This is a genomic window from Knoellia sp. Soil729, assembly GCF_001427985.1.
In the GTDB taxonomy this organism is placed as follows: Bacteria; Actinomycetota; Actinomycetes; order Actinomycetales; family Dermatophilaceae; genus Knoellia.
The window spans coordinates 109,485-124,558 of the sequence record NZ_LMSA01000004.1 but is presented as its reverse complement, the minus strand read 5'-3'; the positions used below and the strand labels follow the sequence as shown (position 1 = coordinate 124,558).

General features: G+C 71.2%; 11 protein-coding genes and 1 riboswitch. Of the genes, 10 read left to right on the top strand and 1 reads right to left on the bottom strand.

The annotated features are described in order from the left end of the window. The first annotated feature begins 15 nt into the window (after nucleotides 1–15). Together hrpA and ASG74_RS14475 are read left to right on the top strand one after the other, a co-directional pair. Nucleotides 16–3,915, top strand: coding sequence for an ATP-dependent RNA helicase HrpA (gene hrpA, locus ASG74_RS14480; RefSeq protein ID WP_056145118.1), 3,900 nt, complete (start codon nucleotides 16–18; stop codon nucleotides 3,913–3,915). A gap of 33 nt (nucleotides 3,916–3,948) precedes the next feature. After that, nucleotides 3,949–4,857, top strand: coding sequence for a proteasome assembly chaperone family protein (locus ASG74_RS14475; protein WP_056145114.1), 909 nt, complete (start codon nucleotides 3,949–3,951; stop codon nucleotides 4,855–4,857). Between the two features lie 145 nt (nucleotides 4,858–5,002). Here ASG74_RS14475 and ASG74_RS14470 read toward each other — a convergent pair whose 3' ends face one another. Next, nucleotides 5,003–6,700: a DNA polymerase gene (locus ASG74_RS14470; RefSeq protein WP_056145111.1), complete on the bottom strand. Its 1,698-nt coding sequence runs from the start codon at nucleotides 6,698–6,700 to the stop codon at nucleotides 5,003–5,005. Between ASG74_RS14470 and ASG74_RS14465 the strand changes: the two genes are divergently transcribed. From ASG74_RS14465 to ASG74_RS17775, 8 genes are all read left to right on the top strand, one after another. After that, on the top strand, nucleotides 6,699–7,580 hold the full coding sequence (locus ASG74_RS14465; RefSeq protein ID WP_235499009.1) for an EcsC family protein: 882 nt from the start codon (nucleotides 6,699–6,701) through the stop codon (nucleotides 7,578–7,580). The genes ASG74_RS14470 and ASG74_RS14465 overlap by 2 nt on opposite strands. Before the next feature lie 3 nt (nucleotides 7,581–7,583). Further along, complete coding sequence (locus ASG74_RS14460) at nucleotides 7,584–7,991, top strand: YkvA family protein (protein WP_056145109.1); 408 nt, start codon at nucleotides 7,584–7,586, stop codon at nucleotides 7,989–7,991. Between the two features lie 94 nt (nucleotides 7,992–8,085). Continuing rightward, nucleotides 8,086–9,273, top strand: coding sequence for a DUF4192 domain-containing protein (locus ASG74_RS14455; protein WP_082569787.1), 1,188 nt, complete (start codon nucleotides 8,086–8,088; stop codon nucleotides 9,271–9,273). Nucleotides 9,274–9,350: 77 nt separating this feature from the next. Continuing rightward, a riboswitch (SAM riboswitch) is annotated at nucleotides 9,351–9,462 on the top strand. A 13-nt stretch (nucleotides 9,463–9,475) separates the two neighbouring features. Next, entirely contained in the window at nucleotides 9,476–10,615 is a 1,140-nt protein-coding gene (gene metX, locus ASG74_RS14450) for a homoserine O-acetyltransferase MetX (protein ID WP_056145103.1), read from the top strand. A 132-nt stretch (nucleotides 10,616–10,747) separates the two neighbouring features. Next, nucleotides 10,748–11,122 carry a universal stress protein gene (locus tag ASG74_RS14445; protein WP_056145100.1) on the top strand — a complete coding sequence of 125 codons (375 nt, stop codon included), beginning with the start codon at nucleotides 10,748–10,750 and terminating at the stop codon, nucleotides 11,120–11,122. A 277-nt stretch (nucleotides 11,123–11,399) separates the two neighbouring features. Then, nucleotides 11,400–13,079, top strand: a complete 1,680-nt coding sequence (locus ASG74_RS14440) for an RNA polymerase sigma factor (protein WP_056145348.1) — start codon at nucleotides 11,400–11,402, stop codon at nucleotides 13,077–13,079. 114 nt (nucleotides 13,080–13,193) lie between these two features. Next, nucleotides 13,194–14,123: a tyrosine-type recombinase/integrase gene (locus ASG74_RS14435; RefSeq protein ID WP_235499007.1), complete on the top strand. Its 930-nt coding sequence runs from the start codon at nucleotides 13,194–13,196 to the stop codon at nucleotides 14,121–14,123. A 275-nt stretch (nucleotides 14,124–14,398) separates the two neighbouring features. Further along, nucleotides 14,399–14,797, top strand: coding sequence for a hypothetical protein (locus tag ASG74_RS17775; RefSeq protein WP_235499005.1), 399 nt, complete (start codon nucleotides 14,399–14,401; stop codon nucleotides 14,795–14,797). The last annotated feature ends 277 nt before the right edge of the window (nucleotides 14,798–15,074 follow it).

Genomic DNA, 15,074 nt, shown 5'->3' with positions numbered 1-15,074 from the left:
CCTATCCTTGGGCGCGTGCCGCAGCCGGAGCAGCAGGAGGGGACCAGCGTCGTCGACGGAAACGTCGGGCGCGGACCGCTCGACCCCGCGCAGCTGAGGTACCCCGAGCAGCTGCCCGTCGTCGAACGCCGTGACGACATCCTGGCCGCGCTGCGGGACCACCAGGTCGTCGTCATCGCCGGCGAGACCGGCTCGGGCAAGACCACGCAGCTGCCCAAGATGTGCCTCGAGCTGGGACTGGGCGGCACCGGCCAGATCGGCCACACCCAGCCACGCCGCATCGCCGCCCGCTCCGTGGCCGAGCGCATCGCCGAGGAGATGGAGGTCGAGCTCGGCGACCTCGTCGGCTACCAGGTCCGCTTCACCGACCACAGCAGCGACCGGACCCGGCTCAAGGTCATGACCGACGGCATCCTTCTCGCCGAGATGCAGCGCGACCGCGACCTGCGCCGCTACGACACGATCATCATCGACGAGGCCCACGAGCGGTCCCTCAACATCGACTTCATCCTCGGCTACCTCAAGTCCCTCCTCCCGCGTCGGCCAGACCTCAAGGTCGTCATCACCTCGGCCACGATCGACCCCGCCCGGTTCGCCGAGCACTTCTCCACCGACGCTCGTGGCAACGTGGTCCGTGAGGTGCCCGTCATCGAGGTCTCCGGACGCACCTACCCCGTCGAGGTGCGCTACCGCCCCCTCGTCGAGCGGGGGCCCGGCGGGGAGATCACCCAGGAACGCGACCAGGTCACCGCTGTTGCCGACGCCGTCACCGAGCTCTGGACCGAGACGCCGCCGGGCCACAGCGCGACCGACATCCTTGTGTTCTTCTCGGGTGAGCGCGAGATCCGGGACGCCGCGGACGCACTCAAGGGGCTCAACCTACCGAGCACCGAGATCCTCCCGCTCTATGCGCGGCTGTCCGCCAACGAGCAGCACCGGGTCTTCACTCGCGGCAAGGGCCGACGGATCATCCTCGCCACGAACGTCGCCGAGACCTCGCTCACCGTGCCCGGCATCGGCTACGTCATCGACACCGGCACCGCCCGCATCTCCCGCTACTCCCAGCGCACCAAGGTCCAGCGCCTGCCCATCGAGGCGATCTCGCAGGCCAGCGCGGCACAGCGCTCCGGTCGGTGCGGTCGCGTCGCGGACGGCATTGCCATCAGGCTCTACTCGCAGGAGGACTTCGAGTCACGGCCGGAGTTCACCGAGCCCGAGATCCTGCGCACGTCGCTCGCCGCCGTCATCCTGCAGATGACCGCGCTCGGGCTGGGCGACATCGCCCGGTTCCCCTTCGTCGACGCCCCGGACAGCAAGCAGATCGCCGACGGGGTGCGGCTCCTCGACGAGCTCAACGCCCTCCGGCCCGCGAAGGGCAGGCACGGCGAGCGGCGACTCACGGCATACGGCAAGACCCTGGCGCGACTGCCGCTCGACCCTCGCATGGGGCGCATGATCATCGAGGCCGACCGGCTGGGCTGCACCCGCGAGGTCCTCGTCATCGTGGCCGCGCTCTCGATCCAGGACCCACGCGAGCGCCCCGTCGACAAGGAGGCGCAGGCCCAGCAGCAGCACGCGCGCTTCAAGAGCGAGACGTCCGACTTCGCCGGCTTCCACGCCCTGTGGCGCTACCTCAAGGAACAGCAGAAAGCGTTGTCCGGCAGCGCTTTCCGGCGGCTGTGCAAGGCCGAGTTCCTGCACTACCTGCGCATCCGGGAGTGGCAGGACCTCCACCAGCAGCTCCGCAGCGCCTGCAAGTCCGCTCGCATCGACCCCGACCGCAGCACCGCCGCGAAGGATGCCGAGCCCGACTGGGACGTCGTGCACAAGGCGCTGCTCGCCGGCCTGCTGTCGCACGTCGGCGTCCGTGACGAGCAAAAGCGTGAGTATGCCGGCGCGCGGGGTTCGCGTTTCGGCATCAACCCCGGTTCCGGGCTGTTCAAGAAGCAGCCCGACGTGGTCATGGCTGCCGAGCTCGTCGAGACCACGCGCCTGTGGGCCCGGGTCAACGCCGCGATCGACCCCGAGTGGGCCGAGGAGGTCGGTGCGCACGTCATCAAGCGGACGTTCTCGGAGCCGCGGTGGTCGAAGTCCGCGGGCAGCGTCATCGCCTCCGAGCGGGTGACGCTCTACGGGGTCCCGCTCATCGTCGACCGCACGGTGCAGTACGGCCGGATCGACCCGGAGGTCTCGCGCGACCTCTTCATCCGCAACGCCCTGGTCGAGGGCGACTGGGACACCCACCACCGGTTCTGGAAGGCCAACACCGCTCTCCTGCAACGGCTCTCGGAGCTGGAGGAGCGGGCCAGGCGTCGCGACCTCATCGTCGACGACGAGGTGGTCTTCGAGTTCTACGACGCGCGGATCCCGCCCGACGTCACCTCGGTGCGGCACTTCGACCGGTGGTGGAAGGGCGAGCAGCGCCGGCGCCCCGACCTGCTCACCTTCACCGAGGAGCTGCTCACCCGTGAGGACGTCGACACGGTGTCGGCCGGTGACTACCCGCGCACGTGGCGCCAGGGCGACCTCGAGCTCGATGTCACCTACCAGTTCTCGCCCGGTGACGCTGCTGACGGTGTCACCGTCCACGTTCCGACGGCGATCCTCAACCAGGTGACTTCCGAGGGGTTCGACTGGCAGGTCCCGGGTCTGCGTGAGGACCTGGCCATCGCCCTGCTCAAGTCGCTGCCCAAGGCGACCCGGCGCCACTTCGTGCCGACCCCGGACCACGCGCGTGCCGCCCTGGTGGGTGCTGACCCGTCGTCGGGGGCGTCCTTCACCCACGAGCTGGCGCGGGTGCTGCGCGAGCGCACGCGGGTGACCATCCCGGAGGGAGAGTGGGACTGGGACCGGGTGCCGGACCACCTGCGGGTCACGTTCTCGGTCGAGGCGCCGGGTGGACGGGTCATCGCGCGCGGCAAGGACCTCGAGGAGCTGCGCCCGAAGTCGCAGGGCGCCGTCCGGCAGCGCATGGCCAAGGCGGGTGCGTCGATCGAGCGCAGCGGGCTCACCCAGTGGAGCGTCGAGGACGTGCCACGCACCTTCGAGGGTCGTTCCGGGGGCCACACCGTGCAGGGCCACCCCGCCCTCGTCGACGAGGGGACGAGCGTGTCGCTGCGGGTCCTCGACTCCGCTGGCTCGGCGGAGGCAGAGCACCGCGCCGGCGTCCGGCGGCTGCTGCTGCTCAACACCACCGCGCCGTGGAAGCGCGTCCTCGCGCGCCTCAGCAACGCCCAGAAGCTCGCGCTCGGCCAGAACCCCCACGGCTCGGTCCCCGCTCTGCTCGAGGACTGCCTCGCCGCGGCCGTCGACTCGATCGTCGCGGACCCGTCCTCCGGCGCCACCGGGGGAGAGGTGCGCACGAAGGCCGAGTTCGAGGCCGCGCACGACGCGGTCCGCACCCACGTGGTGGCCCGGGTGCTCCACGTGATCGAGGCCGTCGAGCCGGTGCTCGCCCTGGCCGGTGACGTGCGTCGTCGTCTCGATGCCATCGAGGCCGGTGCCGCCCGGCACAGCCTGGCCGCGACCACCGCCGACGTCCGCGCCCAGCTGGACGGGCTCATCCGGCCGGGCTTCGTCGCCGACACCGGTCTCGCCCGGCTCCCGCACCTGCAGCGCTACCTGCGCGCCATGCTCCAGCGCCTCGAGAGGGCCGCGACCAACCCCCGGGAGTCGAAGCTGCAGGAACAGGTCGACTCGGTCGAGACGGCATACGCCGATCTGCTGGACGACCTCCCCGCGACGTCGAGACGGGCACCCGAGGTGACCGACATCGCCTGGATGATCGAGGAGCTGCGCGTCAGCCTCTTCGCCCAGGCCCTCGGGACCGCGCACCCGGTGAGCGAGAAGCGGGTGCGCAACGCCATCGCGGCGGTGGCCCAGTCCGGGAATCTCCGCGCCACCCGACACGTTTGACCAGACACGTGACCCCCCTGAGAGGCTGTTCCCGTGCAGAACCCGTCTGACCTGTATCGCTTCGAGACCGACGCACCCGTGCCCACCCGTGAGCCGGGCGCGCTCATCGTGCTGCTCGGCGCCTTCATCGACGCCGGCAACATCCAGCGCATCCTCGGCACGCACCTCGTCGACACGAGCGAGGCCGAGGTCGTGGCGACCTTCGACGTCGACGCCCTGCTGGACTACCGCGGGCGCCGTCCGGCGATGGTGTTCGACACCAACCGCTGGGAGAGCTACGCCGATCCCTCGATGGTGCTCTACCGGATGAACGACCGGGACGGGCAGACCTACTACCTGCTCACCGGTCCCGAGCCGGACTTCCAGTGGGAGCGCGCGATCGAGGCGATCCGCCAGCTCATCCAGATCCTCGGTGTCTCCCTCGTCGTCACGAGCCACGGCATCCCCATGGGTGTGCCGCACACCCGCCCGGTGGGCATGACCGCGCACGCCACGGACGCTCGCCTCGTCGGTGGCAAGGAGTCGCCGTTCGGCCAGGTCCAGGTGCCGGCGAGCTTCCCCGCGCTGCTGGAGCTGCGCCTGGGTGAGGCCGGACGTGACGCGCTGGGCTTCGCGATCCACGTGCCCCAGTACCTCGCGCAGGCCGAGTGGGCCGAGGGCGCGCTCGCGGCCCTCAACGCCATCACCGACGCCACCGGGCTCAACCTGCCCAATGATGAGCTGGTCGCCAAGGCCGGCGCCAACAACCGTGAGATCGCCTCCGAGCTGGCCGACAACGCGGACGCCGGGCAGATCGTCAGCGCTCTCGAGCAGCAGTACGACGCGTTCGTCGAGGGCCAGGAGCGCCCGAGCCTGCTGGCGACCGAGGCCGAGGACCTGCCGTCGGCCGAGGAGCTCGGCGCCGACATCGAGGAGTTCCTCCGCAACGTCAGCGACGACTGACCGGCCCGTATGCCGTCCGGCGCACTTTCGCGCGCCGGGTTCAGCCGGGAAACGGAGCGTTCGGCCGGGAACAGTTCCCGGCTGAACGCTCCGTTTCCGTGATGGGCCGGAAATGGGGAGGCGGCGTCGGGGGATGGCGGCGGGGTCAGGGCTTGGCGTCGGACCAGCGCTGGATGACCGAGGTGTCTGCGACGAAGCGCACCGGCGCGCCGGCGGCCCACCTGCGTGACGCGTCGGCGAGGGCCCGGTCGACCAGCGTCGCCACCTCGTCGGCCCGGTCTGCCGGGGCGTGCACCAGCAGCTCGTCGTGCAGGCACAGCACGATCTGTGCCCCCAGGGGCGCGCCCAGTGCCCGCACCGTCGCGGCCCAGGCCTTGAAGAGCTCCGCCGCGGCCCCCTGGATGATGGCGTTGCGGGCGAACCGGCCTCGTGCCGCGTCCAGCGCCGGGTTGGTGCCGATCGGCGACTGTGCCAGGAAGCGCCCCGTCGGGACGAGGCGCCCGCCGAAGGTGCGCAACGGCTCGCCGCGCACGCCGCTCTCGTAGGCCCGGTCGAGCAGCCCCATGGCGACCGGGTAGGCCCGCTCCAGGCCCTTGAGCGCCTCACCGGCGGCTCCCGAGCGCTGGCCGTACATCGCGGCGAGCACCGCCACCTTCGCGACCGGGCGCTCCACGCCCAGGCGGGAGGCGACGGGTGCATAGAGGTCGTCGGCCCGCGTCGCCTCCGCGAAGACCGGGTCACCCGACACGACCGCCAGCACGCGGGGCTCGATCTGGCCCAGGTCGGCACGCACGAAGACGTGCCCGCCATGGGCAGCCACCCCGGAGCGCAGGGCAGCCGGCAGGTTGTGCAGACCGTTCTCGGCCGTCATCCGCCCGGCGGCGCCGTCGCACGCGCTCCACCCACCGCGCAGCCGGTCGTCCGGGCCGACGCACTGGTCGAGCCACCGGTAGCCATAGGTCGTCGCGATCCGCTCGGCCTTGCGCCACGTGAGCAGGGCGTCCACGACCGGGTGGACGTGCCGGTAGGCGTCGAGGACCCACTTGCGGGTGTTGGGCACGTCCACGCCCACCCCGGCGAGCATGTCGCGTACCTGCTGGGGGTTGCGCAGGTCGGTCGACTCGCGCCCGGGCACGTGCCGCAGCACCTCGGCGTCACGCGCGCGGCGCGCCGCGACGGCTGCCTCCTCCGACGCCGCCCGAGGGCCGGCGAACCCGCCGATGAGGTCCTCCAGCACCGCCCGGTCGACGGGCAACCCGCCCGCCTCCAGCTCTAGACACATGAGCGCTGCCGCGGACTCCGAGTGGATGGTGCCGACGATCCGCGGACCCAGCGTCTCGGCCCGATCGCGTTGCAGCGCAGCGCATTCGAGCGCGGCTTCGGCCCAGCGCAGCAACCGCGCATCGCTCTCGAGCCACCCCGAGGCGGCGTCGGCCCGCAGGTGCCCGTCACTGCGGGTGAGGTCGTCGGGCCCGAGCTCGTCGCCCGCCGAGAAGTCGAACAGGTCGCCCGACGACGCCTCCGGCATCGACGACAGGGGGAGGGCGTGAGCCGCTGCCCAGACGCGGCCGGGCTCGGCCTTCCACCCGCCGTGGAGGATCCGGTGGGCCTCGGCGAGGTCCCAGGCCCGAGGGAGAGGTGAGGCGACCGCGGCAACCAGCTCGCCGGCATACCGGGCGGACCACCAGACGAACCGCGGACGGGACGTGGACGCAGCGGTGACCATGGCGGAAGCGACCTCGGGGACCGAGCCGGCGAGCCGCGCACCGGCACCCACGAGAGCGGCGCGCCCGCGGTGGACGACGACGGCGACGAGGTCGACGTCGGTCCCGTGTGATGCCATGAGCGGCAGCCTAGGTGAGCGCGATGACACCACCGCTGCGCCCGGCGCACCTCCCCTGACGTGGCAGGATCGGTGGCGACACATGCTCGCAACCGCGGCCGGCCACGCCGGCACGCCACAGGAGGTCACCGTGGGACTCTTCGGATTCGGCAAGGACGACGCCAAGAACGCCAAGGACCAGATCGGGCAGACACGGTCCGCTCTCGAGCAGGCCCAGGACGGGCCCCGGGACCAGGGCTTCCTCGGCAACTCCGCCGCCAAGCTCGTCGAGAACCTCCTCGACACGGGCATCGACGGCAAGGGCCCCTTCGACTCGGCCACCAACGTTGCGGCGGCAGCGCTGAAGAAGAACTCCGGCAACGTCGAGGAGGCCGTCGACGACGTCGTCAAGAGCCACCTCAAGCTGGCCGCCGCCAGCGGGTTCGTCACGAACCTGGGCGGGTTCATCACCCTCCCGATCTCCCTGCCCGCCAACGTGCTGGGTTTCTACCTGCTGGCCACCCGCATGACCGGTGCCGTCGCCAGCCTGCGCGGGCACGACCTCTCGCAGCAGCAGATCCGCACGGCCGTGCTCCTCACCCTCGTGGGGGCCGACGCCGACGACCTGCTCGCGAAGGCGGGCATGGTGGCTCCGGCCGGCCGGCTCACCAACCTCGCCGCCCAGCGACTGCCCGGCCCGGCCCTCATGGTCGTCAACAAGGCCATCGGCTTCCGGCTGCTCTCGACCGCGGGCAAGAAGACGTTCTCGCGCTTCGGCCGCAACGTGCCCATCATCGGTGGAGTCGTCGGTGCGGGGCTCGACGGCTGGCTGCTCAAGCGCATCTCCGACAACGCGCGCCAGGAGTTCCCGAAGGCGTCGGCGCAGATCACGGAGGCCTGACCCATGGCCCTGCACTCCAAGGTCTCGACGTTCCGGAGCCTCGCGACGGCCGTGAGGATCGCCACGCGGCCGGGTGGCCCGACCATGACGGAACGCGCCCAGGCGGTGCCGCGCATGGTGCGGGCCGTGAGGTCGGGGGAGTACCGCGGCACCTCCGTGGGGCGCCTGCTCATGATGCTCGGGGCGGCCGGCTACCTCGTGTCGCCGGTCGACCTGTTGCCCGAGGGGATCCTGGGCGTGTTCGGGCTCGCCGACGACGCGATGGTCGGGTCCTGGCTCGCCGCCCAGCTCGTGACCGAGACGGAGGAGTTCCTCGCGTGGGAGCGCTCGTCCGGTCGTGGGACCGGTGGCTCGGTCCCGGGTGAGGTCGTCGACGACTCGCGCGGCGATTCGTCCTTCCCTCGTGCGTGAGCGCTGTCCACAGGCACCTCCCGTATGCCGGGTTGTCCCCAACCCGCTGATCTGACCCTTCCCGGGGTGGCAGGCATCTCTCGACGCTGAGGTCATGACCTCAGTGAAGATCTCCACCACCGACGAGCTGCTCGCGGTCCTGCCGCACCAGCTCGGATACCGCCTCCAGCAGTGTGTTGCCATCGCCCTCGTGACCGACAAGGTCGTCGGGCCCGTCGCCCGTGTCGACCTGCCCGAGGAACGACACGTCGAGCACACCGCCGAGCACCTGCTCGCGAGCCTGCTGCGTGTTGGCCCGCAGCTCGCCCTCCTCGTCGGCTTCGAGGACGTCCCGGGGGAGTCCCGCTCCCTGCTGCGGGCCCTGCACACCGGGCTCCTCGAGGCCGGCGTGGGGCTCATCGACCACGTCGTCGTCCGCGGCGGGCGCTGGTGGGGCGGCTGCTGCCGGCCCGGGCACTCGCTCGAGGGCCTGCGACCCGGTCACCTCGATGGGCACCCCGTGCCGGACGACGCCTCGGTGCCTGCCGTGGCTGAGCTCATCGCCGGCGGCAGCGCGCCGCTGCCCGGCCGCGACGCCCTGAGCGACCTCGTCACCGAGGACCCGTCCCTGAGCGCCGGCGTGGCCGACGCACTGGACGACCTGTGGGACGACGTCGTGGACGCGATCGACCCCGACGGACTCATGGAGCTCGACCCCGACGCGCTCGAGCCGTGCAGTCAGAGCGCGGAGGGCATCGAGGCGGCCAAGGCGCGGGCAGCCCGGTGGATCGAGCAGGTCGACCGGGCCGGTGACGTGTGGGGACGAGTGCTGGCTCCGGCGGGGGAGCGTGGCGACACCTTCGAGGTGTCCGACCTCGATGTGGCCCGGGCCGCACGGTCGCTGGTCAACAAGGCCTGGCGTGACTCGCTCATCTCGTGGCTGTCACCGGTGATGTTCCCGCTCGACCAGGTCGACGACGACTCCGGCGCCGCCCTCGCGGCTGCGGCGCCGTCCGGACCCGCGACGTCGAGCGAGCGGTCCCAGACCGCGCTGCGGCGCCTCATGCAGCTGGCGCGACGCCTGCCCGACGAGTGGTCGCACGAGGCCGCGGCTGTCTGCACGGTCGTCTCGTGCGTGGCCTGGGGGCTCGGCAACGGGTCCACCGCGGGTGACGCGGTGAGCCGGGCACTGCGCCTGGAGCCGGACTACACGCTCGCCGACTACCTCAGCCGGATGATCGAGCTGCAGATGCGGCCCCGTCACACGTGGGCCGACGTCGAGGCGTGGCCGCAGGCGTCCTGACGGGCGCGCAGACGGGTCGCTCTCACGCTGCGGACAGGCTCCCCGCGAGCGTGGCACCGGGCCTAGAATCGGGCGCAGGTCATGAGTCCCAGCGACAAGCCCCGGCTTGCTGGGCGGCAACCCTCCTCGCGGTGGGGTGCCCCGGGTGAAGACACGGCCCTGCCGACACTCGGCGGGCAAGCGCGATACCGAGGAGCCTGCGATGACCATCACCGACCTCCCCACGGCGTCCTACTGGCGCCCGGGAGACCCCCCGGGCGAGCGACGGTTCGTCGACGTCGGCCGCGTCGCTCTCGAGCTCGGTGGCTCCCTGCCGCAGGTCACCGTGGCCTACGAGACCTGGGGCCAGCTCAACGCCGCCCGCGACAACGCCGTCCTCGTCGAGCACGCCCTCACCGGAGACGCGCACGTCGAGGGCCCCGCCGGGCCGGGGCAGGCGACGGCGGGGTGGTGGGACGGGCTGGTCGGTCCGGGCCGGCCGCTGGACACCGACCGGTTCTTCGTCGTCTCGAGCAACGTCCTCGGAGGGTGCCAGGGGACGACCGGTCCCTCGAGCGACGCCCCCGACGGGCACCCGTGGGGGAGCCGCTTCCCGGCCATCACCATCCGCGACCAGATCACCGTCGAGGCGCGTCTCACCGACCACCTCGGGATCGACCGATGGGCCGGGGTGCTCGGCGGCTCCATGGGCGGGATGCGGGCCATCGAGTGGGCGACCACCCACCCCGAGCGGATCGACACCTGCATCGTGCTGGCGTCCACGGCATATGCGACCGCCGACCAGATCGCGTGGTGCCAGCCGCAGCTCTTGGCCATTCGCTCGGACCCCCGCTTCCACGACGGCGACTACTACGAGCACGGTGTCGCCCCCCTCGACGGCTTGGGCATCGCCCGGCGCATCGCCCACGTCACCTACCGCCACGAGGGTGAGCTCGCCGAGCGCTTCGGCCGCGACGCGCAGCCCGAGGACCGGCCGCTGTCCGGACGCGGACGCTTCGCCGTCGAGTCCTACCTCGACCACCACGCCGGCAAGCTGGGTGCCCGCTTCGACGCCAACTCCTACCTCGTCCTCAGCGAGGCCATGAACAGCCACGACGTGGGGCGAGGCCGCGGGGGTGTCGCGTCCGCGCTCGCGAGGTTTCCCGGGCACCTGGTCGTGGCCGGCGTCGACACCGACCGGCTCTACCCCGCCCGGCTCTCGGACGAGATCGCGGCGCTGCGTCCCGGAACGACGTTGCGGCACATCTCCTCGCGCTTCGGCCACGACGGCTTCCTCATCGAGATCGAGCGGGTCGGCGAGATCATCCGTGAGGCGCTCGACGCTCGTCCCACGCACCCCTGAGGGTCCCCGCACTGCCCGGCGTCAGGGAGCCCGAGCACACGGCGCGCGGTCGAGTCCGTGTCACGCGTCACAACATCCGGTACGGTCCCAGCAGGAGCCCGAGCGGGCTGACCTGCTGACAAGGAGGAACTCGTGGCCATCGTCGTGGGATACATCCCGACCAAGGAGGGCGCTGCTGCCTTCACTCGCGCGGGCGAGGAAGCCGTGCTCCGCAAGACCAACTTGGTGGTGATCAACTCCAACCGCGACGGTGCCGGAAGTGACTCCGAGCAGCTCGACCGGCTCGGTGACGAGCTCCGGGGCCAGGGCGTGGACGTGACCGTGCGCCAGCTCATCCGGGGCAACGAGCCGGCCGAGGACCTCCTCGCGGTGGCCGACGAGATCGGCGCCGACCTCATCGTCATCGGTCTGCGTCGCCGCACCCCGGTGGGCAAGCTGATCCTGGGCTCCAACGCGCAGCGCATCCTGCTCGACGCGTCCTGCCCGGTGCTCGCCGTCAAGAGCTGATTCCGGCCGCTGTTTGCGGGCCGTCTCCTGCCGGATGGCGGCGACCAGGTGTCACCCTGCCGCCTCGCCCATGGCCCCACGAATAGGGGATGGGGGCCGTGGCGATTTATAATGTACAAGCACCCTGCAAGCAATGGCCGATCCTCGCCCCTGCGGACGAGGCAGAGGTGCACCCACTCGCCCGACCGGCAGTGCCCCGCCTGAGCGTGAGCACCAGCCGCATGCCCCCTGTGATGAAAGGTTGTCGGTGTCGCCTGTGCCCACGAACGCCCTCGAGATGCCCCTTCCCGCCGAGTTCAGCCACCCTGCCCTGCAGGACCTCGTCCGCGCCGGACGCACGACTGGTCAGGTGACGGGTGAGCAGGTGGCCCAGGCCATCATCGCCGCGGGTGTGCGGGCCAACCGTGGCCGCGTGGTCCTCACGGCCCTCGCGGGTCAGGGCATCGAGGTCAGCATGACGGCGCCCGACCGCGCAGTTGCCGCGACCAAGGCCGCCGCCAAGGGCACCACCTCGGTCACGACCAAGAAGGCTGCCGCCAAGAAGGCCGCTCCGACCAAGGCCGCTGCCAGCAAGACTGCAGCCACGACGTCGACCGCGAAGCCGGCGAGCACCAAGACCTCCGCCACCAAGGCGTCCGCTGCCAAGACGGCCGCGACCCAGGCCACGGGCGGCGAGGACGAGGCAGCGACCACCACCGCTCCCGCCAAGAAGGCGGCCGCCAAGACCGCCGCCACCAAGACCGCCGCCACCAAGAAGGCCGCACCCGCCAAGAAGGCGGCTCCCGCCAAGGCGGCGACGACCAAGCAGGCCGCCGCCGCAGCCGCCACCCCCGACGCCAAGACCGCCGCCAAGAAGGCGACCGCGGCCAAGAAGGCGGCTGCGGCCAAGGCCGACGCCGACGTCGCCGCCGTGGGTGCCGCCGGCCCCGAGGACGAGGAGGAGGCCGACGACAAGAAGGACGCCCCCGAGCCCGTGGCTGCCGGCGGCTTCGTCCTGCGCGACGACGACGAGGAGGACGCCCCCGTCCAGCAGGTCGTCACTGCAGGCGCGACGGCCGACCCCGTCAAGGACTACCTCAAGCAGATCGGCAAGGTCGCCCTCCTCAACGCCGAGCAGGAGGTCGAGCTCGCCAAGCGCATCGAGGCCGGTCTGTTCAGCGAGGAGCGCCTCAACTCCGGTGACAAGATCGACATGAAGCTCAAGCGTGAGCTGTGGTGGATCGCCCAGGACGGCAAGAACGCCAAGAACCACCTGCTCGAGGCCAACCTGCGACTTGTCGTCTCGCTGGCCAAGCGCTACACCGGTCGCGGCATGCTCTTCCTCGACCTCATCCAGGAGGGCAACCTCGGACTCATCCGTGCGGTCGAGAAGTTCGACTACACCAAGGGCTACAAGTTCTCGACCTACGCGACGTGGTGGATCCGTCAGGCCATCACCCGCGCCATGGCCGACCAGGCCCGCACCATTCGCATCCCGGTGCACATGGTCGAGGTCATCAACAAGCTCGCCCGTGTGCAGCGCCAGATGCTCCAGGACCTGGGTCGCGAGCCCACCCCCGAGGAGCTGGCGCTCGAGCTCGACATGACGCCCGAGAAGGTCGTCGAGGTCCAGAAGTACGGCCGGGAGCCCATCTCGCTGCACACCCCGCTCGGCGAGGACGGCGACAGCGAGTTCGGCGACCTCATCGAGGACTCCGAGGCGGTCGTCCCGGCCGACGCCGTGAGCTTCACCCTGCTCCAGGAGCAGCTGCACTCGGTGCTCGACACCCTGTCCGAGCGCGAGGCCGGCGTGGTCTCCATGCGCTTCGGCCTCACCGACGGCCAGCCCAAGACCCTCGACGAGATCGGCAAGGTCTACGGCGTGACGCGGGAGCGGATCCGCCAGATCGAGTCCAAGACGATGAGCAAGCTGCGTCACCCGAGCCGCTCGCAGGCCCTGCGCGACTATCTGGACTGATCGGACGGGGTGCGCTGACGCATCCTCGCAGGTCAGCGCTCCTTTTGGCCGATCCTTCTGTCCGGATTCGGACAGCACAGCGCTCCTAGTCCAGATATCCCCTAGGCTCGGTGCGTGACCACGAGCAGCCTTGGCGTCCCGGATCTGCGGTTGCTGGCGACGTCCTGGATGCTCGCCCTGCGGGCCGAACGCAAGTCGCCGCAGACGCTGAAGAACTACGGCGACGGAGTGCGGTTCTACCTCGACTGGTGTCAGCAAGGCGGCGCCGACCCGCTGGCCCGGGACAGCCTGCGCGCCTGGGTCGCCGAGCTCGTCGAGACCGGGATGGCGCCGGCCACGATCCGCGCCCGCCAGCTGCCGGTGCGCCGGTTCACCGCCTGGCTCGCCGAGGAAAGCGAGATCGTCGCCGACCCGTTCCTGGGGCTGCGCTCACCCAAGCTTGACGTCAAGGTCGTCGAACCGCTCGACGACGACCAGCTGCGCCGGCTTCTCGCCGCCTGCCAGCCCCCGGCCGGGGCCACCCCGCAGGTGGCGCTGCGGCACCGCCGCGACGAGGCCATCGTCCGCCTCATGCTCGAGACCGGCGCCCGCGCGGGCGAGGTCGTCGCCATGGCATTGGAGGACCTTGACCTGACTGCCGGCACCGCGATCATCCGCCGCGGCAAGGGCGGGAAGGGCCGCGTCGTTCCGGTCGGTCCGCACGCCGCCAAGGCCCTCGACCGCTATCTGCGGCTGCGCCGCCACCACCGCCTCGGCGCCACTTCCTCGGCACTGTGGCTCGGCGACCGCGGCAAGCAGTTCTCCTACGACGCTCTGCACAAGTCCCTGGGGGAGCGGGCGGCGTCCGCTGGCATCTCGGGCTTCCATCCGCACCGGATGCGCCACACCGCCGCCCACCGCTGGCTGGCCGCCGGCGGCTCGGAGACCGGCCTGATGGCCGTGGCTGGATGGGCCCGCCCCGACATGTTGTTGAGGTACACCCAGGCGCAGGCCTCGGCCCGCGCCGCCGTCGAGGCACGCACCCTCAATTTGGGCGAGCTGTGAGGCGCGCACGTCCGCAGCGACCAGCGCGGGCTTACGGGAGCATGGTCACGGGGCTGTGGCCCTCCTGGGCCGAAGAGGACCCGCTGCAACCGTATGACGGCGATTCTGAACCGCGGCGACCTCATCAGAACGCGCTCGACTCCACGTACAACTACCTCGTCACCGACCGCCGTCTGAACCTCGAGAAGGGCCAGTGGGAGCCGCTCCCACCGTCCACGACCCGTGCACTCCTGCGCATCCTTTGCAGCCAGCCGCACGCCAGGGGTGCCTCTCACATGCTCGCCGAGGTCTGGAACACTGACCGCGGCCCGTTCTTCATCTCCAAGCTGCCCGGCGGTTTTTTCGACCCACCGAATGATCCCAGCGATGCGTTCGCGCCCCCGACGGCGGTCCTGGCGAAGGAGCAGAAGGCGAAGCGTCGACGCCTCGCCGGTTGGCGGCCTCTGCCGGGCTGGCAGCCCATTCCCGTCACCGTCGTCCGGCTTTTCCTCGAGGAGGCAAGCACGCAGGGTGCGCGGTTGTGGGTCAAGTGCGCGGACCACGGCCCGGGCACCATCGACCGGGTGCGCCTGTACAAGACTTACCTGCAGGACCGTGAGCGGCGCCGTCAGCGCGACACGCCAGACGCGACGGTCATCGAGCTGCACGACGTTGGAGCGCTATTCTCTCGTTAGACCGCTGAAGGTGGTCATTGTGCGAGCGCCGGTGGCGAGCCCAGGAGTGACGCACTCTGGGAGAGACCTTGGTTCGCCATGTCCACACCCAAGCCCACCGAGCGACAGCTCGTCGCTCGCCTGGCAGCCCACGAGTCCTGGGTCCGCACACCCGACCGGACGGCACGCACCGCGCCAGCGCGGAATGCCTTCCTCGCGAAGTTCGAGGACCTCGTCGACCCTCGGCAAGAACTGCTCCCGGATGAGCGCGCACGTCGGGCAGTCAATGCTCGGAAGG